Genomic DNA, 22198 nt, shown 5'->3' with positions numbered 1-22198 from the left:
CCGAGAGGTGTGGCGGGCGGTCTTTGCCATGGCGATATAGGAAACATTTCCCGCACCGCAACAACGGCATGTCATTTCGGTTCCTTGGTTGGCAGCATCAGCGACACCAGCGTTGCTGTAGCAACGCTGCCAGAGCCTGCCGGGACGTCGAGGATAGCAAGGGCTGCGGGCGGATACCCATGCGAAAGCGCGTCTGCTGCCGCCTCGTTTCCGGCAAAGCGGTGGAACAGTTCGTCGATCATCGGATTGTGTCCGACGATCATCAGCGAACTCAGATGCCGGTGGGCATCGATGATGTCGGTGTAGATACTTGCCGGGCCGGTATAGAGCGCGTCGACATAGCGGATCTCGAGGTCTTCGCCGACGGTGCGGAAGAAGGGTTCCGCGGTCTGGCGACAACGCACCGCCGTCGAGCACAAGATCAGCTCCGGTCGGATCCCGCGATCGGCCGCCATCTGCGCGATCAGCTCCGCCTCGGCATATCCGGTGTCGTCGAGCGCGCGATCAAAATCACGTTGTCCGGGCAGGGCCCAACCGGAGCGGGCATGACGCAGGAGGAAGAGACGGAAGGGCCTGGCGGCACTGTCTTGCATATATGAGTTCCGGTATCTGCCGGCCGCGGGTCGCGACGGGATCGAATATCGCCGGATCGGGGTCTTGCGCGTCTCGCGGCGGATCACCACCTTTTCCCGTCGACGATGCAAAGATCAAGCTGCGAGCCGCTTTTTTCAGGGGATTGCCCGCTTGCTGCCAGACGCGGCAATCCCGGCAAAGGGCGGCGCCGCGCTGGCGGCAGGACATCCAAGTTACGACCGGTCTTCTTGACGAAGGGTAGGTGATCATCTTTACGACTAAGATCTCATCTGTAATTTTGATGAAATATTCGCCAGTTAGCCTGAATTGCAAGCATTGTTAAAATACGGTTGAGTGTCTAATCCGAGGCTTGAATCGCGGCTTCCATGGGGCTATACACCGCCGCAATGAGATGTTCTTCAGGAGAATCGCGTTGAGTGAGAAGATCGATCTTAGTACCTTTGTTCTCTCCGAGGACGAGGAATTCATGAATGCCACCCACCGGGCCTATTTCCGGGCCAAGCTGAATGCTTGGAGAAACGATATCCTTCGCGAGGCACGCGAGACACTGGATCACTTGGCCGAGGAGAGCGCCAATCATCCTGATCTCGCCGACAGAGCCTCTTCCGAAACAGACCGGGCGATTGAACTGAGAGCCCGCGACCGTCAGCGGAAGTTGATCTCGAAAATCGATGCGGCGCTACAGCGGCTAGATGAAGGGACCTACGGCTATTGCGAGGAAACCGGAGAACCGATCGGCTTGAAGCGTCTGGACGCCCGGCCGATTGCAACTCTCTCGATCGAGGCGCAGGAGCGCCACGAGCGTCGGGAAAAGGTCTATAGGGACGAATAACGGTCCGATTTCCGGATCAGGCTTTGGAAAAAGGCGCGGTTTGACCGCGCCTTTTTCTTTGTGCTCACGTGTTTGTTTCATGGAGCCGTGACGCAGAATGCGTCAGGGTTTCCGGCCTGCGGAGATGTCGGCGAGCATGCGGTTCATCTCTTCCTCGATCGTCGGCTCATTGCGGGCATCGTCAAGCGGTGCGCCGAGCAACGGCTCCTGGCGGGCTGTGGCGGCCACCGGCACACGGTTTTCCGGACGTGCAGCGGCTGCAGCCGGTGTCAGCCGCTGCAGGTCTCCGCTGATTTCGGCGTCGAGGATGCGTTCGAAATCCGACAGCGCACTTTGCGCAACGGGCTGCTGTTGTGCGACAGGTGCGGGGCGCTGTTCCTGCACCGGCGGCTGGGTCGGCAGGACCCGGCTGCGGGCGGCATCAAAAATGCCCTCCACTTTGTCGGCTGCGCTAACCGGGGGCACGATCTCGGGCGTCTGTGGCGCAATCCCGGCGACCGGGCGCGGCTCGACGGCCATCACGGGAGCCGGACGCTGTTCCACGGCCGGGCGAACCGCCGGGGCTGGCTCGACGCGCGCAACCGGCAGTTCCTGTGGCGTCGCCACCGGGCGCGCCGGCGTTGCGACGGCCACCTCCGGCTGAGCGACAGGACGCAACAGCGCCGGCGCTGCTGCCAACGTCTGTGTTCCGTTGCCGTTGGCCGGCGTTTCGATCGGTTTGGGCTCGATGACAGCCGGACCGTCGTTTGTGGATGCGCTCTCGTTAATCTGCGCAATTCGGCTCTCGATGACAATATCCGTCGGCCCACCGATCATGATCAGATGTTCGACGTCGTCCCGACGCACGAGCACCAGGCGGCGGCGCGTGTCGACTGCGGCGGCATCGAGCACGGCAAGGCGAGGCTGCCTGTTCTTGCCGCCGCGAATGAAGGGCGACGACGGCCTGTTGCGCATGATCCAGAGCACGACCACGAGGCACAGAAGCCCGATCGCAACGGCGCCGGCGGCGATAATGAATCGGCTACCGTTGTCTCCGACGATCGTTTCCATCATAGGCTGAACTCCTTTAGCCTTTCGAGTGGCAGTATTTGACGGCTTTTTTCGGGCTTGGACAAGCACTTCGCCGACATTCCCTGTGAATTGACCGCTGCGCTTCCGCAGAGGTGCTTTTTGCTGTTATCTCTGATCGTTAAAGATGATTCCTATCCGAATGATCGAGGGCGTGTCGGTATTGGCCGATTTTGCCTGGCGGATTGCGCGGATGCCGGCCGGAGCGCCGGACCGTACCGGCCTTGGGCCGGGCGGTATTGGCGGCAGATGAGGACCCGATGACGAAATTGCGGCAGTCAGGTGACTACCAGATGCCGGTTGTTGACCGTGGCGTCAGGCCGGGAACCGTCATGCGGATCGTCCTGCTTGCGATCGTTCTTACCGCCTCTGCAATCGCTTTCGTGATTTTCAAGAACGAACTGGACAACGAGATCGTGCTCGGCATCCTTGGCGTTCTTGCCATGGTCGGGATCTTCTTCCTCGTCTCCTCGGTCATCGGCTTCATCGAGGTGATGCCGCAATCGCGGCCGGACGAGTTGGCGCGCGCCTTTCTCGACGCCCATGAGGACGGCACAATCGTCACGGACCGCAAGGGGCGCATCATTTATGCCAATGCCGCCTACGGCGCCCTGACTGGCGCCAAGAACGCCGGCGGCATCCAGTCACTCGAAACGATCCTGTCGCGGAACCGCGAGGCGACCGAAGCGATCTACCGCCTGACCAACGGCCTGCACGAAGGCAAGCAGGGGCACGAGGAGTTTCGGCTGTTGAAGCCGCTTGCCACCGCCGCTGCCTCCAGCGGCTCCGGCGCCCACTGGTTTCGCTTGAAAGCCCGCGTGCTGCCGCTCGAAGACAGCGACCGCAATCCGCTCTACCTCTGGCAGATCGCCGACATCACCGCCGAACGCGATGACCAGGAGCGGTTCTTCAAGGAGCTGCAGAACGCCATCGACTATCTCGACCATGCCCCGGCCGGCTTCTTCTCGGCGGGGCGCAAGGGTGAGATCTTCTACATCAACGCCACCCTTGCGGACTGGCTGGGCATTGACCTGACGAAGTTCCAGCCGGGCTCCATGAGCATCGGCGACCTCGTCGCCGGCGAGGGGTTGACGCTGGTGCAATCGGTGCAGGCGGAGCCGGGCCTGAAGAAGACCAAGGTGCTGGACCTCGATCTGCGCAAGACCAACGGCCAGAGCCTGCCGGTGCGCATGGTGCACCGGGTGTCGTCGGCACGCGACGGCGCGCCCGGCGAAAGCCGGACGATCGTCATGTCGCGCGACGGCGGCGAGGACGAGGATCAGTCGGCGTCGAGTGCTGCGATGCGCTTTACCCGCTTCTTCAACAATACGCCGATGGCAATCGCCTCGGTCGACGGCAAAGGCCGAATTCTTCGCACCAATGCGCCGTTCCTCAAGCTGTTCTCGGGCCTCGTCTCCCAGGACGATGTCGAGCGCGGCGCGCTGATCGAAACGGTCGTGCACGCGACAGAGAAGGGGCGCCTGCACGAGGCACTTGCCGCCGCCAAGGACCGCCAGGGCGACATCGCCCCGATCGACGCACTGCATCCGGCCGATGGCGAACGCCATTTCCGCTTCTATATCAATGCCGTCATCGACCAAAGCGATCAGGCACCGGAAGAAGCGGCGATCATCTATGCGCTTGAAATTACCGAGCAGAAGGCGCTCGAAAACCAGATGGCGCAGACGCAGAAGATGAATGCGGTCGGCACGCTTGCAGGTGGTATCGCGCACGACTTCAACAACGTGCTGACGGCCATTCTGCTTTCCTCCGATCATCTGCTTTTGTCGGCGCGCCCCGCGGATGCGAGTTTCGCCGATCTGATGGAAATCAAGCGCAACGCCAATCGGGCGGCCGTTCTGGTGCGGCAATTGCTCGCCTTCTCGCGCAAGCAGACCATGCGGCCGACGGTGCTGAGCATGACCGACGTGATCGGCGATTTGCGCATGCTCGTCGATCGCATGACTGGAACCAACGTCAAGGTCGAAGTCGACTACGGGCGCGATCTCTGGCCGGTGCGCACGGATCTCGGCCAATTCGAGCAGGTGCTGCTCAACCTTGCCGTCAACGCGCGCGACGCGATGCCGACAGGCGGCATCATCACGCTTCGCACGCGCAATCTGCCGTCAAGCGAAATCGCGGCTCTTGGCCGGCGCGAGCTGCCGGAAGAAGATTTCGTCATGGTGGAAGTTTCCGACCAGGGCACCGGCATTCCTCCAGAAATTCTCGACAAAATCTTCGAGCCGTTCTTCACCACCAAGGAAGTCGGCAAGGGCACGGGCCTTGGTCTTTCGATGGTCTATGGCATCGTCAAGCAATCCGGCGGCTACATCTATCCGGAATCCGAAGTCGGCAAGGGAACGACATTCCGCATCCTGCTGCCGCGCCATATCGACATTCCGGAAGTCGCCGGCGAGCCGGCGGCGGGCACCTCGGGCGAAACGGTGGCGCGGCCGCCGGTCGAAGCCGTCGTCAAGCCGGTCGCCAAGGCCGAAGAACCGACGGATCTCACCGGCGATTCGGCCGTCGTCCTTCTCGTCGAGGATGAGGAGGCCGTCCGCCGCGGCGGCAAGCGCATGCTCGAGACCCGCGGCTATACCGTCCATGAGGCCGGTTCCGGCGTCGAAGCGCTCGAGATCATGGACGAGCTTGATGGCGCCGTCGATATCGTCGTTTCGGACGTGGTGATGCCGGAAATGGACGGGCCGACGCTCTTGACGGAGCTGCGCAAGAAATACCCGGACCTGAAATTCATCTTCGTTTCGGGTTACGCGGAAGACGCCTTCGCCCGCAATCTGCCGGCCGACGCAAAATTCGGTTTCCTGCCGAAGCCGTTCTCGCTGAAGCAACTGGCAGTGGCCGTGCGCGAAATGCTGGATTCCTGAGGCACGCCGCGCAAGAGCGCGTGGTGCATTGAGCCGATCTGACGGATGGCGACGCGCATTTCGGCGTTAGCTAAAAGCGAAGCTCAACAAAAAACCCGACGTTTGTGCGCCGGGCTTTTCTTTTTGCGCTTTTGACGTCCGTCAAATTTACTTTGCGGTGAGCGCCACAGCGATTTCACCGGCGAGGCGGGCATTGTTCTCGACCAGCGCGATGTTGGTTTCGAGGCTGCGGCCTTCGGTCAGATGGAAGAGGTTGTCGAGCAGGTAGGGCGTGACCTCCTTGCCGGAGATCTCGTCACGTTCGGCGTTGTCGAGCGCGCGGGTAATGTAGATTTCCATCTCCTCGCGCGGGATCTCGCTTTCGGCTGGAACCGGGTTGGCGATCAGCATGCCGCCATCGACGCCGAGCAGTTCGCGCATGTTCTGGAAGTTGGCGATTGCCGCCGGGCTGTTGAGCATCAAGGGGCTCTTAAGGCCCGAATCGCGCGACCAGAAGGCCGGGAATACATCGCTGTCGTACGTGACAACGGGCACACCGCGGGTTTCCAGCACTTCGAGCGTCTTCGGAATGTCGAGAATGGCCTTGGCGCCGGCGCAAACAACGATGACGGCCGTGCGTGCCAGTTCGTCGAGGTCGGCCGAAATGTCGAAGCTCAGTTCCGCGCCCCGGTGCACGCCGCCGATGCCGCCGGTCGCAAAGACGCGGATGCCGGCGCGGGCAGCGGCGATCATCGTGGCGGCAACGGTCGTTGCACCGGTGCGGCGCTCGGCGATCGCAAAGGCGAGATCGGCACGCGAGACCTTCATCGCGCCTTCCGTCTTTGCCAACTCTTCGAGCTTGGCGTCATCAAGGCCGATATGCAGCACGCCGTGGATGACGGCGATGGTCGCCGGGACGGCGCCTTGGTCGCGAATGATCGCTTCGACGCTACGGGCCATGTTGAGGTTGCCCGGATAGGGCATGCCATGGGTGATGATGGTCGATTCCAATGCCACGATCGGCGCGCCACGCGCCTTGGCGGCTGCAACCTCGTCGGAATATTCCATCGGCAGGAAGGGGGAAGCGGGTTTGGTCATGGTTTTTCCTTGGGAGTTCGTCTGGCGGCGTTCATGCCAGCATTTGCGGCGCCGGCACAAGGGCCAGCGCCTGTTCGAGATTGGCCTGCGACATTTGTTCCGAGGCGGCCAGGGGAGAGCGCAGCGTTATGCCGGCGGAGGCAATGCCGTGCCGCAGGCATTCCGAAAGATCGTGACCGGCAAGCCGGGCGGCGAGGAATCCGGACGCCAAGGCATCGCCGGCACCGGTGACATCGGCGAGCTCCGGCAAAGCCGGTGGCGTCGCGACGCAGACGGATTCGCGATCGAAGGCGACCACCGCTCGGCCGCCGCGGGTGACGACGCCGCCCTTGAGACCCGCCGCGCGCAGGAGCGGCGGCCAGCCCTCGGCATCCGCAGCATCCTTGCCCGTCAGTGCGCGGGCCTCGGCCTCGTTCATGAACAGGAAGCTGAGTTTGGCCAGGCTCGGCTGGAAGCGGATCACCTTTGCCGGCGAAACGGCGATGCCGGCGACAATGCGCCCATCGGTCGAGGCCGTGTCGACAAGGGCGGCAATTGTCTCTTCCGGCAGATTGGCATCGGTCAGCACCAACCGGCTGTCGGCGATGGCGTCGCGCAGTGCGCGCCGCTGCAACTGGCGCGGCGAGAACATCCGGTAAAGATCCATGTCGGCAAGCGCGATGACCAGATTGCCGTCATTCTCGATGATCGCGGTGTAACTCGGCGTCTGGCGGTCAAGGAAGGTGAGGGGATTGTCGATCACGCCAGCGGCTGCGGCTGCGGCCGTCACCATCTCACCGGCCGCGTCGCCGCCGCGCGTGCTGATCATCCGGACGCTGTGACCCAGTCGGGCCAGATTGCGCGCAGCGTTGAAGCCGCCGCCGCCCGCTTCCTCGAACCAGGTACCGGGATTGCTCGAACCGGGTGCAGTCGTGCCGGTGATTCTGCCGCGCCGATCGATATGGGCGCCGCCAAAGACGGCGATTTCGCCTTCTGTCATGAATGTTCCTCTGCTGTCTCTCAGGCGAATCGGATCGGGACCGTTCATCGTCTCAAGGCGCGCTGGGCGCTGTCGAAAAACTTACGCCGCAAAGCGTGAACATGAATCGAACACAATCCGAATAATGCCTATTTTTCAATGCCTTGCGCTGCCCTTGCAAAACTGGAACAAAACATGTACAAAAACTCGTGCGGCGGCTTCATTGCCTCGGTAGCTTCAATAACCTAAAGGTGGACCAAATGGCACAAAACTCTTTGCGGCTCGTAGAGGACAAATCGGTGGACAAAAGCAAGGCACTTGAAGCGGCACTTTCCCAGATCGAACGGTCGTTCGGCAAGGGATCGATCATGAAGCTCGGTGGGAAGGACAGCATCATCGAGATCGAGACGGTTTCGACCGGCTCTCTCAGCCTGGACATCGCGCTCGGCATCGGCGGCCTGCCGAAGGGCCGCATCATCGAAATCTACGGTCCGGAAAGCTCGGGTAAAACCACCCTGGCATTGCAGACGATCGCCGAGGCGCAGAAGAAGGGCGGCATCTGCGCCTTCGTCGACGCAGAACATGCACTCGACCCGGTTTATGCGCGCAAGCTGGGTGTCGATCTGGAAAACCTGCTGATCTCGCAGCCGGATACCGGCGAGCAGGCACTTGAGATCACCGACACGCTGGTTCGCTCCGGGGCGATCGACGTTCTCGTCATCGACTCCGTCGCAGCGCTCGTGCCGCGCGCCGAAATCGAAGGCGAGATGGGCGACAGTCTGCCGGGCATGCAGGCCCGCCTGATGAGCCAAGCGCTGCGCAAGTTGACCGCCTCGATCTCGAAGTCGAACTGCATGGTGGTCTTCATCAACCAGATCCGCATGAAGATCGGCGTCATGTTCGGTTCACCGGAAACGACGACCGGCGGTAACGCGCTGAAGTTCTATGCCTCGGTTCGCCTCGACATCCGCCGTATCGGTTCCGTCAAGGAACGCGAAGAGGTCGTCGGCAACCAGACGCGCGTCAAGGTCGTCAAGAACAAGATGGCACCTCCCTTCAAGCAGGTCGAATTCGACATCATGTACGGCGAAGGCGTCTCCAAGACCGGCGAACTCGTCGATCTCGGCGTCAAAGCCGGCATCGTCGAGAAATCCGGTGCCTGGTTCTCCTATAACAGCCAACGCCTCGGCCAGGGCCGCGAGAACGCAAAGACGTTCCTCAGGGACAATCCAGACCTGTCGCGCGAAATCGAGACCGCTCTGCGCCAGAACGCCGGCCTGATCGCCGACCGATTCCTCGAGAATGGTGGACCGGAACCGGACGACGGCGACGACGCTGCCGAAGCATAAGTAGCAAGCCAAGCTTGAGTTTTCAGAACCGGTCGCCCTCGTCGGCGGCCGGTTTTTTGCTGCCGTCTGGACAGCATGAGACGCGAACGATAAAAGCCTGTGGTTCCGGCGACCGAGGGCGTTGGAGGGCGCAGCCGTCGGCGATGGCTGCGGGGTTGAAGGACAACGGCGAGTGGCGCGGCGAATGCCGGGGCTTGGGCCTGAATTGGTGCACAGATAGGACGCAAGATGAGCGGCGTGAATGAAATCCGGTCGACGTTTCTCGACTATTTCCGCAGGAATGGTCACGAGGTGGTGTCGTCGAGCCCGTTGGTGCCGCGCAACGACCCGACGCTGATGTTCACCAATGCCGGCATGGTGCAGTTCAAGAACGTCTTCACCGGCCTAGAGCAGCGTCCCTATTCGACGGCTGTGACCGCGCAGAAATGCGTGCGCGCCGGCGGCAAGCACAACGACCTCGACAATGTCGGCTATACCGCACGCCACCACACTTTCTTCGAGATGCTCGGCAACTTCTCCTTTGGCGACTACTTCAAAGAGAACGCCATCGAGCTCGCCTGGAACCTGATCACCAAGGAATATGGCCTCGACGCCAAGCGCCTGCTGGTCACGGTCTATCACACCGATGACGAGGCTTTCGGCCTGTGGAAGAAGATCGCCGGCCTCTCCGACGACCGCATCATCCGCATCCCGACCAGCGACAACTTCTGGGCTATGGGCGATACCGGCCCATGCGGCCCTTGCTCGGAAATCTTCTACGATCACGGCGACAAGATCTGGGGCGGACCTCCGGGTTCCGCCGATGAGGACGGCGACCGCTTTATCGAGATCTGGAACCTCGTCTTCATGCAGTACGAGCAGATCACCAAGGAAGAGCGTGTCGACCTGCCGCGTCCGTCGATCGACACCGGCATGGGCCTTGAGCGTCTGGCAGCCGTGCTGCAGGGCCAGCACGACAACTACGATATCGATCTCTTCCGCGCGCTGATCGCTGCGTCCGAGGAAGCAACCGGCGTCAAGGCCGAGGGCGACCAGCGTGCCAGCCACCGGGTCATTGCCGACCATCTGCGCTCGTCCGCCTTCCTCATCGCTGACGGCGTGCTGCCGTCGAACGAAGGCCGCGGTTATGTCCTGCGCCGGATCATGCGCCGCGCCATGCGCCACGCCCAACTGCTCGGCGCCCGCGATCCGCTGATGTGGAAGCTGCTGCCGGCACTGGTCGGCCAGATGGGCCGCGCCTATCCGGAACTGATGCGCGCCGAAGCGCTGATCTCGGAAACGCTGAAGCTCGAGGAAACCCGCTTCCGCAAGACGCTGGAGCGCGGCCTGAACCTGCTCTCCGAAGCCTCGGCCGACCTTTCCGAAGGCGACCAGTTCAACGGCGAGACCGCCTTCAAGCTTTATGACACCTACGGCTTCCCGCTCGACCTGACCCAGGACGCTTTGCGCGCCAAGGGCATTTCCGTCGATACCGACGCCTTCACGACGGCCATGCAGCGGCAGAAGGCCGAGGCACGTGCGAGCTGGTCCGGTTCCGGCGAAGCGGCAACGGAAACCATCTGGTTCGAGCTGCGCGAAAAGCATGGTTCGACCGAGTTCCTCGGCTACGACACGGAAGTCGCCGAAGGCGTGATCCAGGCGATCGTGCGCGATGGCGCTGTGGCTCAAGCGGCTGCCAAGGGTGAAACCGTCCAGATCGTCCTCAACCAGACGCCGTTCTATGGCGAATCAGGTGGCCAGATGGGCGACACGGGCACGATCATCACCGACGGCGGCAAGCTTGTTGTGACCGACACGCAGAAGCGCGGCGAGGGGCTGTTCGTCCATTTCGGCGTCGTTGCCGAAGGCACGATCAAGACCGGTGATGCGGCTCAGCTCGAAGTCGATCATGCCCGCCGCTCGCGCCTGCGCGCCAACCATTCCGCCACCCACCTGCTGCATGAGGCGCTTCGCGAAGTGCTCGGCACCCATGTGGCACAGAAGGGCTCGCTGGTCGCTCCTGAGCGCCTGCGCTTCGACGTCTCGCACCCGAAGCCGATGTCGGCTGAGGAACTGAAGATCGTCGAGGAGATGGCAAACGAGATCATCGTTCAGAACACGCCGGTCACCACCCGCCTGATGAGCGTCGACGATGCGATCGCCGAAGGTGCGATGGCGCTGTTCGGCGAAAAATACGGCGACGAAGTGCGCGTCGTGTCTATGGGGCAGGGCATCCACGGCTCCAAGGCCAACCGAGCCTATTCCGTCGAGCTCTGCGGCGGCACCCACGTTTCGGCGACCGGCGACATTGGCCTCGTCCGCGTCGTTTCTGAAAGCGCCGTCGGCGCCGGCGTTCGCCGCGTCGAGGCGCTGACGGGCGAGGCAGCCCGCGCCTATCTCAACGAGCAGGACGAGCGGGTAAAGACGCTTGCCAACACGCTCAAGGTTCAGCCGGGCGATGTGCTTGGTCGCGTCGAGGCGCTTCTCGACGAGCGCCGCAAGCTGGAGCGCGAACTGACCGAAGCCAAGAAGAAGTTGGCGCTCGGTGGCGGTGGTCAGGCTGGATCGAGCGATGCCGCCCGCGACATCGCCGGCATGCGCTTCCTCGGCAAGGTGGTTTCCGGTGTCGAACCGAAGGACCTGAAGAGCCTGGCGGACGACGGCAAGAAGAGCCTCGGCTCCGGTGTCGTTGCCTTCGTCGGCGTTTCCGGTGACGGCAAGGCAAGTGCTGTCGTGGCCGTTACCGACGACCTGACCTCCAAGGTCAGCGCCGTTGATCTGGTGCGCATCGCCTCGGCCGCCCTCGGTGGCAAGGGCGGCGGCGGTCGCGCCGACATGGCTCAGGCCGGTGGCCCCGACGGCGAGAAGGCAGCCGAAGCTATCGAGGCCGTTGCCGTAGCCTTGGCCGGCTGAGGCCAGGCACAGAAACACGAAATTGAAGGGCGTCCGTTTCGGGCGCCCTTTTTTTGTCTGCAAGGGGCGCGCTGCCCGGCCCTCTGTCTGCTCGCCGCAAAACTCCGCAGGATTTGTCAAACTCGTCTATGGTCTACCGATCCGTGAGCAAAACGCGAAAGGTTCGACATGGACGAGCGGGCAACCTGGGCAGCGTACGAAAGACGCCTGCACAGGGTCAGCGACTACATCTACGGCCATCTCAACGAGGAGCTCGATCTCGATCGGCTCGCTGAAATAGCCTGCCTGTCGCCGCACCACTGGCACCGGATCTACCGGGCCGTCCACGGCGAGACGTTGGCGGCAACGGTCAAGCGGCTTCGGCTGCAGAAGGCCGCCGCCGATCTCGTGCAAACCGATCTTCCTGTCGAAGCGATCGCGCAGCGCTCTGGCTACCCCAATGTTCAATCCTTCAACCGCACCTTCAAGGCCGTCTATGGACTGCCGCCGGCGCGGTATCGCAAGGAGGGCAGCCACAAAACCTTCGAAACCGCTTCATCGGAAGGAATTGCGGACATGTATGAAGTCACCCTCAAGGAGATCGACGGCTTCGATCTCGTCGGCGTTGCCCACACTGGTTCCTATATGGGCATCGGCAAGGCATTCGAAACGCTCTACGGCACGCTGTTTTCGCGCAACCTTTTTCGACCCGACATGGAGATGATCGGCATCTATCTGGATGATCCGGAGCTGGTGCCGGTGGACAAGCTGCGTTCCTTTGCCTGCGTCACGGCCAAGCAGACCCTGCCTGCCGATGCGCCGTTGACACCGCAGACGCTCGACGGCGGTCGCTATGCCGTTCTGCGCCACAAGGGTCCCTATGCGGACATGCCCTTGGCCTATCAATGGCTCTACGGCACATGGCTGCCGCAATCGGGGCGCGAGGTGCGCGACAGCCTGATGTTCGAGAAATACCTCAACAACCCGCGCGACGTGCCGCCGACCGAGCTCCTGAGTGAGATCTATCTGCCGCTCAAGTAACGCTTTCCTGGCGCAACGCCGTGGCCATACGTGCGGAGTCGCCCCAGGTCGAAAGCCAGATCAGGATATGGGTGCAAAGCGAGATGAGGGCACGAAGGGCCCTCACGAGCATCTCTTCGTTGGTCAGCTGAGCTTCGGCATGGTGCAGATGCGCCAGTTCCTCCTCGCGAATCGACAAGATGACGGCGTGAAGTTCGTCATCCTTGCCCGAGAGAAAGTGTAACTGGTCGTCGAGATGGCGATGCACGGCGGCTTCGACGGCTGCCGTGCATGCCCATATACCGCGTCGGCCCATAAGTGCCGTCAAGAAACCGAGGAGCCAGCCGCCCAGGCTCCAAAGCCGCATAACGCGGCAAGGGCGCGAGTTTCGCGCCGGCATGGCGTCTCGAAAAAGCGAGCAGTGCTCGATTTCGTCGCCCAACATCTCAGAGAGCATGGGGACGCAGTCCGGATAAAGCCTCCGCGCAACTGCAATCTGCGCGGAGTAGATGCGGATCGCGCCAAATTCACCGGCGTGGTTGACCCTGACGATGCGAGCGATCGCCAGGGCATTGCGCGGAGAAAGGCGCGCAACCATTGCGCTCTAGCGCCGATCAGGCAGCCATTGCCTTCTTCAGGTTCTCGTCGATCTTGTCGAGGAAGCCGGTGGTCGAGAGCCACGGCTGGTCCGGACCGATCAAGAGCGCCAGGTCCTTGGTCATGAAGCCGGCTTCGACGGTATCGACGCAGACCTTTTCGAGCGTTTCGGAGAAGCGGGCGAGCTCGGCGTTGCTGTCGAGCTTGGCGCGGTGGGCAAGGCCACGGGTCCAGGCGAAGATCGAAGCGATCGAGTTGGTCGAGGTTTCCTCGCCCTTCTCGTGCTGGCGGTAGTGACGGGTCACCGTGCCGTGCGCAGCTTCGGCTTCAACCGTCTTGCCATCCGGTGTCATCAGAACCGAGGTCATCAGGCCGAGCGAGCCGAAGCCCTGGGCCACGATGTCCGACTGGACGTCGCCGTCGTAGTTCTTGCACGCCCAGACGTAGCCGCCGGACCATTTCAGCGCCGAAGCGACCATGTCGTCGATCAGGCGGTGTTCGTACCAGATCTTCAGTTCCTTGAACTTCTCGGCGAATTCTTCCTCGAACACCTTCTGGAAGATATCCTTGAAGCGGCCGTCATAGACCTTGAGGATGGTGTTCTTGGTCGAGAGGTAGACCGGAACCTTGCGCTGGATGCCGTAGTTGAACGAGGCGCGGGCGAATTCGGTGATCGAATCGTCGAGGTTGTACATGCCCATGGCAACGCCGGCCGACGGCGCGTCGAAGACGTCGTATTCGATTTCCTTGCCGTCTTCGCCGACGAACTTCATCGTCAGCTTGCCCTTGCCGGGGAACTTGAAGTCGGTGGCGCGATACTGGTCGCCAAAAGCGTGACGGCCGACGATGATCGGCTTGGTCCAGCCCGGAACCAGGCGCGGAACGTTCTTGCAGATGATCGGCTCGCGGAAGATGACGCCGCCGAGGATGTTGCGGATGGTGCCGTTCGGCGACTTCCACATCTTCTTGAGCTTGAACTCTTCGACGCGGGCTTCATCCGGCGTGATCGTGGCGCACTTGACGCCGACGCCGTGCTTCTTGATGGCGTTGGCGGCATCGATCGTCACCTGGTCGTCGGTGGCGTCGCGGTTTTCCATGCCGAGGTCATAATACTCGAGATCGATGTCGAGGTAGGGATGGATCAGCTTGTCCTTGATGAACTGCCAGATGATGCGGGTCATCTCATCGCCGTCGAGTTCGACGACAGGATTGGCGACCTTGATCTTTGCCATGAATATGCCTCGTAGCTTAGCGGGACAGCGGGAGCGATGTCCCTTCCTCTTTAGAAAAATCCAGAGCCCTATAGCATTGTGAAACGGCAAGGCAAAGCATGCTTGGCTGAAACTTTGGGTGGAGGCTGGATCGACCGGTGGAGAGGGGCGCGGGATCGATTTTTGAGCGCCTTTCAACCACCTGTCGCCTTGAAAAGATCGCTGTCGGCGCTATGCAGGAAGGGACTGGCGGCGCGGCGGCGAGCAACGGCGCCGCAACAGGCAGAAGGCACCCAATGGCATTTCGGTCCCGCGTACGCGATTGGCTTCTCGCCAACGATCCGGCCTTTTCCAGATTGCGCCAGGCGTCGCGCATCACAACAACAATCGTCGTCTCCGTCTGCCTGCTGATGGCGTTCCATTTTCTGGTGGCGCCTTTGCCGCCGGCGGCCTATGGCCTTGCCGTCTCGCTGTCGATCGAAGGGGGATTGGCCGTCAGGGATAGCACCGCAGGCGAGCAACTGGTAACCAGGATCATCGCAGTGCTGGTTGGCGTCTTGATGGTGGCGCTCGCCTCGATCCTGGAGAAGCACCGCTATGTCTCCGATGTCGTCTTCCTGCTGATCATCTTCCTTGCCGTCTATGGCAGGTCATTCGGGCCGCGCTGGTTTGCCGTCGGCATGTTCGCCTTCATGTCCTACTTCATCGGTGCCTATCTGAGGCCGACCGCCGACCAACTGCCAGCACTCTTCCTCGGTGCGGCCGTTTCCGCGACGGTCGCTCATCTTGTCCGGACGATCCTTCTACCCGACAACCGTTACCGCGACCTGCTACGCGCGGCGGCCAGTGTTCAGCGACGGGTGAATCAGATCCTGTCGGAACTCGTCGATATCGCACGCAAACCGGTGCTGCTGGATGCGGACCGGCGCCGGTTGCACCGGGCCGAAGAGCGGCTGAAGGAAGCCGTGCTGATGGCCGAGAGCTTTATCCCGACGGAAAACAGAAGGCCCGTGCCGGACCCGGGCGTTGCCTCTTCCGATGTCGTCATCAGCCTGTTCGATCTTCATCTTGCTGCGGAAAGCGTGATCGTGCTGAGCTTCCAGGCGATGCCGCCGGCGGCGCTCGTCGAGGCGACGCTGGCGCGCAACTCCGCCCGCATCGACGAGGAGATCGCGCTGATCGACAGCGGCAACCAGCGCCTGATGGAGAGTGCCAAGGCGCTGCTGTGGCTGCGCAATGTCCGGCAACGGCTGGCGCGGAGCCTCGCGAAGCTGGACGAGCACGACCTTGACGATCCGGCCGCCCCCGAAACCGGCCAGGCGGCGACCAGTCTGAACCTGTCCTTCAACAATCCGGCGCTAAAGACCGCAATCCAGATCACGCTCGCCGCAGGCATCGCGATGTTCTTCGGGCTGATGCTGTCGCGCGACCGTTGGTTCTGGGCGGTGCTGGCTGCCTTCCTCGTCTTCACCAACACCCGCTCACGCGGCGATACGGCGGTCAAGGCGCTGCAGCGCTCGGCCGGAACACTGTTCGGCATCGTGGTCGGCATCGTCGCCGGCACGCTGGTGGCCGGAAACATCTATCTGGTGCTGCCGCTCAGCGCTCTCTGCATCTTTCTCGCCTTCTATTTCCTCGCCGTTTCCTATGCGACTATGACCTTCTTCGTCTCGGTTGTGCTGTCGCTGCTCTACAGCCTCATGGGCGTGCTGACGCCGGAGTTGCTGCAGCTCCGTCTCGAGGAAACCCTGATCGGCTCCATCGCCGGCGCCAGCGTTGCCTTCATTGTCTTTCCGACGCGGACGCGAACATCGCTCGATTCGGCCATGAAAACCTGTGCGGCGAACTTGCCGGGCTGCTGCAAGCGGCGAGGGACGGCGCATCGGGCATGGCGCTCATCGTGCGGTCGCAGGCGCTCGACCGGACCTACCGCGATCTTGCCGCGGCGGCCAAGCCGCTCGGCGTTTCCTGGCAACTGGTCACGCGCCCGGGCCATGTCCGGCAAACGCTGGCGATCTTCATGGGCTGCACCTATTGGGCGCGCGTCTTTGCCCGTCGCGTCGCCGACGAGGCCGAAGCCGTCGGCTCGACCTTCCATCACGACATCGAAGACAATCTGGCGCTGGTTCGTTCGATCGAGGAGAAGGGGGCGGGCTATTTCTACGATGTCGGGCGGGTCGCTGGCCCCGTCGATCGGCACCTGCCTATATCGAAGGACGATGCGGAACTGGGCCTGGAGATGATCGGCATCTCCCTCAACCGCCTGCACCCGGCGGCACCCTGACGTCCACAGTCGTCGGCACGTCGCCCGGACTTTAATTTTCCGGGCTTTTGTGCGAGGGAAGCGCCGAACAGAAGGCGAAGGCGAAAGACATGGCAGGCACCAACAGCGAACGAGAACTCCTGACCGAAGGACCAGCGATCATCCTCGCCTATCCGCAGCTCGGCGAGAATATCGGCATGGTTGCCCGCGCCATGGCCAATTTCGGCCTGTCGGAACTGCGCCTCGTCAACCCGCGTGACGGCTGGCCGAACGAAAAGGCGCAGTCTGCCGCCAGCCGTGCCGACCATGTCATCAACGGCGCCAAACTCTACGGCACGCTGGAAGAGGCGATTGCCGATCTCAACTTCGTCTATGCGACGACGGCACGTGATCGCTATGGCTACAAGCCGGTGCGCTCGCCGATCGTTGCGGCGCGCACGCTGAGGCAGCGCTTCCGTACCGGCGAGGCGACCGGCATCATCTTCGGCCGTGAACGCACGGGCCTCACGAACGAGGAAGTTGCGCTTGCCGACGAGATCGTGACCTTTCCTGTGAACCCCGCTTTTGCCTCACTCAACCTCGCCCAGGCCGTGCTGCTGATGTCCTATGAGTGGATGAAGACCGGCATGGAAAGCGAAGACGAAACGTCTTTCCAGGCTCTGGAGCAGCGCCCGGCGAAAAAGGACGATCTGCAGGGCCTGTTCGATCATCTCGAAGATGCGCTGGAAGCGCGCAACTATTTCCGTTCCGCCGACAAAAAGCCGAAATTGGTCGAAAATCTGCGCACCGTTCTGACCAGACCAGCCTTTACCGAAACAGAAATCCGGGTGCTGCGCGGCGTGATCTCGTCGCTCGATCGGTTTTCGCGCGAACATCCTCGGGGTTCCGGCGCTCCCGCTGATCACAGCAGGGCCGAGCACAACAAGAAAGTATCAGACAGCGGTGACAGCGACTGACCTGAAACCCATTCTCGTCTTCGACAGCGGTATCGGCGGGCTCACGGTTCTGCGTGAGGCGAGGGTACTGATGCCGGAGCGGCATTTCATCTATATCGCCGACGATGCCGGCTTCCCCTATGGTGGCTGGGAGGAAGAGGCGCTGCGCAATCACATCATCGCGCTCTTTGGCCGACTGCTCGTCGAGCACGATCCGGAAATCTGCGTGATTGCCTGCAACACCGCCTTCACGCTGGTCGGCGCCGATCTGCGGGCGGCCTATCCTCAGATGACCTTTGTCGGCACGGTGCCGGCAATCAAGCCGGCAGCCGAGCGCACGCGCTCAGGACTCGTTTCGGTGCTGGCAACGCCGGGCACCGTCAAGCGTGCCTATACGCGCGACCTCATCCAGTCCTTCGCCAGCCAATGCCATGTCCGGCTGGTCGGCTCGGAAAATCTCGCCAAGATGGCCGAGGCCTATATTCGCGGCGAGAAGCTCGACGACGCTGACGTTCTCGCCGAGATTACGCCCTGCTTTGTCGAGAAGGACGGGCACAAGACCGACATCGTCGTTCTTGCCTGCACCCACTATCCCTTCATGGCCAATCTCTTTCGCAAGCTGGCGCCATGGCCGGTCGACTGGCTGGATCCCGCCGAAGCCATCGCCCGGCGCGCCCGTTCGCTGGTGCCGCTGCCCAACGGCTTCGAGCCTTTGAACGGCGAGGACCCGGCGATCTTCACCTCCGGAAAACCGGATTTCTCCACCCGTCGGCTGATGCAAGGCTTCGGTCTGACGGTGAGGTAAACGACATCGTCTTATCTGTGGGTTTCGCGCTTTGCGTCGAGAAAACTTCGGGGAAGGGTGCTAGACCTCGGGGCTTGCGGGCGCTCGCCCGAAACCAGCCAGAGCATGTCCAGGAAAAGTGCGAAGCGGTTTTCCGTCAGGAAATGCGTAAAAACTAAAGAGATGGAGCGTTTCTGCGACTCTGTCTAAACCAGAAACGCTCTAAAGGCAGGATGAGGTACGGATGAAAGTCGGCATCGACATGGGAGCGACGTCCGAAGGGACTTCGGCCTCTCTCGATATCGAGGAGCTTCTGGCAACCCGTCTGCTGGTGCAGGGCAACTCCGGCTCCGGAAAATCGCACCTTCTGAGAAGGCTGCTCGAGCAATCGGCACCTTGGGTGCAGCAATGCATCATCGACCCCGAGGGCGATTTCGTCACGCTTGCCGACAAATTCGGCCATGTGGTCGTCGAAGGCGAACGCACCGACGCCGAGCTGATCGGCATTGCCACGCGCATTCGCCAGCACCGGGTTTCCTGCGTGCTGTCGCTCGAAGGGCTCGATATCGAACAGCAGATGCGCAGTGCCGGCGTGTTCCTCAACGCCATGTTCGATGCGGATCGGGAATACTGGTATCCGGTTCTCGTGGTGGTCGACGAGGCGCAGATGTTTGCGCCTTCCGTTGCGGGCGACGTCACTGAAGAAGTCCGCAAGATTTCGCTTGGCGCCATGACGAACCTCATGTGTCGCGGCCGAAAGCGTGGACTTGCCGGCGTGATCGCCACCCAGCGTCTGGCAAAGCTTGCCAAGAACGTGGCGGCGGAAGCGTCCAACTTCCTGATGGGCCGCACGTTTCTCGATATCGATATGCTGCGCGCCGCCGACCTGCTCGGCATGGATCGCCGCACGGCGGAAATGTTCCGCGATCTGAAGCGCGGCTCCTTCGTTGCCCTTGGCCCGGCGCTGTCGCGCCGTCCGTTGAAAGTGACGATCGGCGCCGTCGAGACCTCGGCGCGCTCGACCAGCCCGAAGCTGATGCCGTTGCCGGAAGCGCCGCAGGATGTGGAAGACCTGATCTTCACACCAGACGCAGACGAGCTGACGCGGCCGATCATGCGTCGCGCAGCGCCACCGCCGCGTCCAGCAACCGACATTCTCGCCGAACTGTCGCGACCGCGCCCTGAACCAATAGCCCCGATCGAGGCAAAGCCGGCCCAGCCGGAAATGTCGGCGGAAGAGCGCGGCGCCTTGCTCGACAGTCTGTTTACCGAAATTCTCGCCAATCCCGATGCAGCATTCCGGCCCGATGCCGAGTTGTTCCAGGATTTCCTCGTGCGTTGCCGCATTCGCCGCGTGCCGGGCGCTGCACTGTCGCTGAGCGCATTCCGTCGCAAGATGGCAATCGCCCGCTCAGGCGTCGATGCGGACACTGCGGCAACAGACGCCTGGGCGTCGGCGCTGCGGCTTGCCGATCGCGTCACTGAGGATTTGCAGGGCGTGTTCCTGATGATGGCACAGGCGGCGGTGCGCGGCCTTGCCTGTCCGTCGGACGCGATGATCGCGCGCGCCTATGGTACGCATTCCGCGCGTCGCGCCAGACGTCTGCTCGGCTATTTCGAGGAGAATGGGCTCGTCGTCGTCCATGCAGACTTCTCCGGCAAGCGAATCGTCGCCTTTCCTGACCTCGGCCACGAGACTGCGCCGGGCGACGCCAACGGCCCCGACATTACCGAAACCGGCCGCGCTGCGGCAGAGTAGAGGATGTAGCCGGAACGATATACAGGCAAATCCCTGCATTTCCTGTCATATTCCGTTGACAATCCGGCATTCTCTCAGTAAAGACCCGCCCAACGCCGGGCAGAAATGTCCGGTGTTTCATTAGACATGTCCCGTGGTTTCTCCGGCAGCGTGATCGTGAGAATCCTGTCAGAACTCTCAAAATGGGTTCAGAGGAGGGCGTGTTTCCTTGATCCGGTTTGGCAACAGACCGGTGTAACCGACTGAAAGGAAATGCGATGAGCAAGCGCGAATCGTCCAAGTACAAAATTGACCGCCGTATGGGCGAAAACATCTGGGGCCGTCCGAAGTCGCCGGTTAACCGCCGCGAATACGGCCCGGGCCAGCACGGCCAGCGCCGCAAGTCCAAGCTTTCGGACTTCGGTGTGCAGCTGCGCGCCAAGCAGAAGCTGAAGGGCTACTACGGCGACATCCGCGAAAAGCAGTTCCGTGCGATCTTCGCCGAAGCTGACCGCCGCAAGGGCGACACCCCGGAGAACCTGATCGGCCTGCTCGAATCGCGCCTCGACGCGATCGTCTACCGCGCAAAGTTCGTTCCGACCGTTTTCGCTGCACGCCAGTTCGTCAACCATGGCCACGTCAAGGTTAACGGCGTTCGCGTCAACATCGGTTCCTACCGTTGCAAGCCGGGCGACGTCATCGAAGTCAAGGAAAAGTCCAAGCAGCTCGTAACCGTTCTCGAATCGGTTCAGCTCGCTGAGCGTGACGTTCCTGACTACGTTGAAGTCGACCACAACAAGATGGTTGCAACCTTCGTCCGCGTTCCGGTTCTCTCCGACGTGCCTTACGCCGTCGTCATGGAACCGCACCTGGTCGTCGAATTCTATTCGCGTTAATCCGGGGCCCTGGCCTTGTGAACGATCGAAACCGCCCGGAAACGGGCGGTTTTTTTGTCTCTTCAGATATCGTGGCTCTTTTGATCTGCCGCGCGACAGTACGGCCCTGTGAGGCACGGGCAGGCCGATGATGTGCGCGGCGAAGGGGAAATCGCATGCCGGAGCAGAAGACGCCGCAGGATCTGCAGGCGATCATCGAGGACATCCACCGTGAACTGACGCCACGGCTCGGCGAGGGCAAGGTCGCGGATTACATCCCGCAGCTCGCGCGCGTCGATCCCAAACATTTCGGCATGGCGATCGTCACCACCGACGGGCAGGTGCACCGGGTCGGCGATGCCGAGGTGCCGTTTTCGATCCAGAGCGTTTCCAAGGTGTTCACGCTGACGCTAGCGCTCGGCAAACACGGCGAAAACATCTGGCACAGGGTCGGCCGCGAACCTTCGGGTTCCGCCTTCAACTCCATCGTCCAGCTCGAGCATGAAGGCGGCAAGCCGCGCAATCCCTTCATCAATGCCGGCGCCATCACCATCAGCGACCTGATCCTTGCCGGCCACACGCCGCGGGAGCTGATCGGCGAGATCGTGCAGTTCGTCCGCTATCTCGCAGACGACGATGCCATCGTCATCGACCATGAGGTCGCCCGCTCAGAGACGGCGACCGGTTTCCGCAACTTCGCGCTTGCCAACTTCATGCGCTCCTTCGGGCGGCTCGATCATCCGGTCGAGCATGTGCTCGGCGTCTATTTCCACCATTGCGCGCTCGCGATGACCTGCAGCCAGCTCGCCAAGGCCGGCCTGTTTCTGGCAGCCGCCGGCACCAACCCGCTGACCGGCCACTCGGTCGTGTCGCGGCAACGGGCCCGACGCATCAATGCGCTGATGCTGACCTGCGGTCATTATGACGGCTCGGGCGATTTCGCCTATCGCGTCGGCCTGCCCGGCAAGAGCGGCGTCGGCGGCGGCATTCTTGCCGTTGCGCCCGGCAAAGCCTCCGTCGCTGTCTGGTCGCCGGGACTGAACGAGAACGGTAACTCGCTGCTCGGATCCCTGGCGCTGGAGATGTTGGCCGCGCGCACCGGCTGGTCGGTGTTTGGCTCCTGATTTCGGCCAAAGGGCCG

At 62.1% G+C, this 22198-nt stretch carries 16 protein-coding genes and 1 pseudogene; 11 read left to right on the top strand and 6 right to left on the bottom strand.

Going from position 1 to position 22198, the window contains the following annotated elements; translation table 11 throughout:
* Positions 1-71 precede the first annotated feature (71 nt).
* Positions 72-593 carry a SixA phosphatase family protein gene (locus AC244_RS04365; protein ID WP_053247683.1) on the bottom strand — a complete coding sequence of 174 codons (522 nt, stop codon included), beginning with the start codon at positions 591-593 and terminating at the stop codon, positions 72-74.
* A gap of 413 nt (positions 594-1006) precedes the next feature.
* Between AC244_RS04365 and dksA the strand changes: the two genes are divergently transcribed.
* Complete coding sequence (gene dksA, locus AC244_RS04360) at positions 1007-1426, top strand: RNA polymerase-binding protein DksA (RefSeq protein ID WP_025427181.1); 420 nt, start codon at positions 1007-1009, stop codon at positions 1424-1426.
* Between the two features lie 102 nt (positions 1427-1528).
* On the opposite strand, the gene AC244_RS04355 is transcribed toward dksA, so the two are convergent.
* Entirely contained in the window at positions 1529-2479 is a 951-nt protein-coding gene (locus tag AC244_RS04355) for a flagellar biosynthetic protein FliO (RefSeq protein ID WP_053247529.1), read from the bottom strand.
* Between the two features lie 275 nt (positions 2480-2754).
* On the opposite strand from AC244_RS04355, the gene cckA reads away from it, so the two are divergent.
* A complete protein-coding gene (cckA, locus tag AC244_RS04350; protein WP_053247528.1) occupies positions 2755-5379 on the top strand; it encodes a cell cycle histidine kinase CckA in 2625 nt (874 codons plus the stop codon).
* Positions 5380-5526: 147 nt separating this feature from the next.
* Here the strand turns inward: cckA and AC244_RS04345 are convergent, their stop codons facing one another.
* Both AC244_RS04345 and AC244_RS04340 read right to left on the bottom strand, forming a co-directional pair.
* Positions 5527-6456, bottom strand: a complete 930-nt coding sequence (locus tag AC244_RS04345) for a pseudouridine-5'-phosphate glycosidase (RefSeq protein ID WP_053247527.1) — start codon at positions 6454-6456, stop codon at positions 5527-5529.
* A 31-nt stretch (positions 6457-6487) separates the two neighbouring features.
* A complete protein-coding gene (locus AC244_RS04340; RefSeq protein ID WP_053247526.1) occupies positions 6488-7435 on the bottom strand; it encodes a carbohydrate kinase family protein in 948 nt (315 codons plus the stop codon).
* 239 nt (positions 7436-7674) lie between these two features.
* On the opposite strand from AC244_RS04340, the gene recA reads away from it, so the two are divergent.
* The 3 genes from recA (at position 7675) to AC244_RS04325 (ending at position 12675) form a co-directional block, all read left to right on the top strand.
* Complete coding sequence (recA, locus tag AC244_RS04335) at positions 7675-8763, top strand: recombinase RecA (RefSeq protein WP_053247525.1); 1089 nt, start codon at positions 7675-7677, stop codon at positions 8761-8763.
* A gap of 228 nt (positions 8764-8991) precedes the next feature.
* Positions 8992-11655, top strand: a complete 2664-nt coding sequence (gene alaS, locus AC244_RS04330; protein ID WP_053247524.1) for an alanine--tRNA ligase — start codon at positions 8992-8994, stop codon at positions 11653-11655.
* 168 nt (positions 11656-11823) lie between these two features.
* Positions 11824-12675 (top strand): AraC family transcriptional regulator, encoded by an 852-nt coding sequence (locus tag AC244_RS04325; RefSeq protein WP_053247523.1) that lies wholly within the window; start codon positions 11824-11826, stop codon positions 12673-12675.
* On the opposite strand, the gene AC244_RS04320 is transcribed toward AC244_RS04325, so the two are convergent.
* Together AC244_RS04320 and AC244_RS04315 are read right to left on the bottom strand one after the other, a co-directional pair.
* Positions 12668-13252, bottom strand: a complete 585-nt coding sequence (locus AC244_RS04320) for a demethoxyubiquinone hydroxylase family protein (protein WP_053247522.1) — start codon at positions 13250-13252, stop codon at positions 12668-12670. The two genes, AC244_RS04325 and AC244_RS04320, sit on opposite strands and share 8 nt — an antisense overlap.
* Positions 13253-13268: 16 nt before the next feature.
* The gene (locus AC244_RS04315; RefSeq protein WP_053247521.1) at positions 13269-14483 is read right to left on the bottom strand and encodes an NADP-dependent isocitrate dehydrogenase; all 1215 of its coding nucleotides are present in this window, start codon (positions 14481-14483) and stop codon (positions 13269-13271) included.
* A gap of 275 nt (positions 14484-14758) precedes the next feature.
* Between AC244_RS04315 and AC244_RS04310 the strand changes: the two are divergent.
* From AC244_RS04310 to AC244_RS04285, 6 genes and pseudogenes are all read left to right on the top strand, one after another.
* Positions 14759-16746 (top strand): annotated as a pseudogene (locus AC244_RS04310) (FUSC family protein).
* Positions 16747-16835: 89 nt separating this feature from the next.
* Entirely contained in the window at positions 16836-17681 is an 846-nt protein-coding gene (locus AC244_RS04305; RefSeq protein ID WP_053247520.1) for an RNA methyltransferase, read from the top strand.
* Positions 17668-18465 (top strand): glutamate racemase, encoded by a 798-nt coding sequence (gene murI, locus AC244_RS04300; protein ID WP_053247519.1) that lies wholly within the window; start codon positions 17668-17670, stop codon positions 18463-18465. Before AC244_RS04305 ends, murI begins: the two co-directional genes overlap by 14 nt.
* Positions 18466-18688: 223 nt before the next feature.
* Positions 18689-20203, top strand: a complete 1515-nt coding sequence (locus AC244_RS04295) for an ATP-binding protein (protein ID WP_053247518.1) — start codon at positions 18689-18691, stop codon at positions 20201-20203.
* Positions 20204-20460: 257 nt separating this feature from the next.
* Entirely contained in the window at positions 20461-21078 is a 618-nt protein-coding gene (gene rpsD, locus AC244_RS04290) for a 30S ribosomal protein S4 (RefSeq protein ID WP_053247517.1), read from the top strand.
* A 155-nt stretch (positions 21079-21233) separates the two neighbouring features.
* Positions 21234-22181: a glutaminase gene (locus AC244_RS04285; RefSeq protein ID WP_053247516.1), complete on the top strand. Its 948-nt coding sequence runs from the start codon at positions 21234-21236 to the stop codon at positions 22179-22181.
* Positions 22182-22198 lie beyond the last annotated feature (17 nt).

It is taken from the genome of Ensifer adhaerens (genome assembly GCF_001270265.1).
GTDB lineage: Bacteria > Pseudomonadota > Alphaproteobacteria > Rhizobiales > Rhizobiaceae > Ensifer > Ensifer adhaerens_B.
This window is presented reverse-complemented; position numbering and strand designations above follow the sequence as displayed.

Excerpts from the sequence above, each read along its gene's own strand:
- AC244_RS04365 (WP_053247683.1), bottom strand. The coding sequence starts at position 593 with ATGCAAGACAGTGCCGCCAGGCCCTTCCGTCTCTTCCTCCTGCGTCAT.
- AC244_RS04355 (WP_053247529.1), bottom strand. The coding sequence starts at position 2,479 with ATGATGGAAACGATCGTCGGAGACAACGGTAGCCGATTCATTATCGCC.
- cckA (WP_053247528.1), top strand. The coding sequence starts at position 2,755 with ATGACGAAATTGCGGCAGTCAGGTGACTACCAGATGCCGGTTGTTGAC.
- AC244_RS04345 (WP_053247527.1), bottom strand. The coding sequence starts at position 6,456 with ATGACCAAACCCGCTTCCCCCTTCCTGCCGATGGAATATTCCGACGAG.
- AC244_RS04340 (WP_053247526.1), bottom strand. The coding sequence starts at position 7,435 with ATGACAGAAGGCGAAATCGCCGTCTTTGGCGGCGCCCATATCGATCGG.
- recA (WP_053247525.1), top strand. The coding sequence starts at position 7,675 with ATGGCACAAAACTCTTTGCGGCTCGTAGAGGACAAATCGGTGGACAAA.
- alaS (WP_053247524.1), top strand. The coding sequence starts at position 8,992 with ATGAGCGGCGTGAATGAAATCCGGTCGACGTTTCTCGACTATTTCCGC.
- AC244_RS04325 (WP_053247523.1), top strand. The coding sequence starts at position 11,824 with ATGGACGAGCGGGCAACCTGGGCAGCGTACGAAAGACGCCTGCACAGG.
- AC244_RS04320 (WP_053247522.1), bottom strand. The coding sequence starts at position 13,252 with ATGGTTGCGCGCCTTTCTCCGCGCAATGCCCTGGCGATCGCTCGCATC.
- AC244_RS04315 (WP_053247521.1), bottom strand. The coding sequence starts at position 14,483 with ATGGCAAAGATCAAGGTCGCCAATCCTGTCGTCGAACTCGACGGCGAT.
- AC244_RS04305 (WP_053247520.1), top strand. The coding sequence starts at position 16,836 with ATGGCAGGCACCAACAGCGAACGAGAACTCCTGACCGAAGGACCAGCG.
- AC244_RS04295 (WP_053247518.1), top strand. The coding sequence starts at position 18,689 with ATGAAAGTCGGCATCGACATGGGAGCGACGTCCGAAGGGACTTCGGCC.
- rpsD (WP_053247517.1), top strand. The coding sequence starts at position 20,461 with ATGAGCAAGCGCGAATCGTCCAAGTACAAAATTGACCGCCGTATGGGC.
- AC244_RS04285 (WP_053247516.1), top strand. The coding sequence starts at position 21,234 with ATGCCGGAGCAGAAGACGCCGCAGGATCTGCAGGCGATCATCGAGGAC.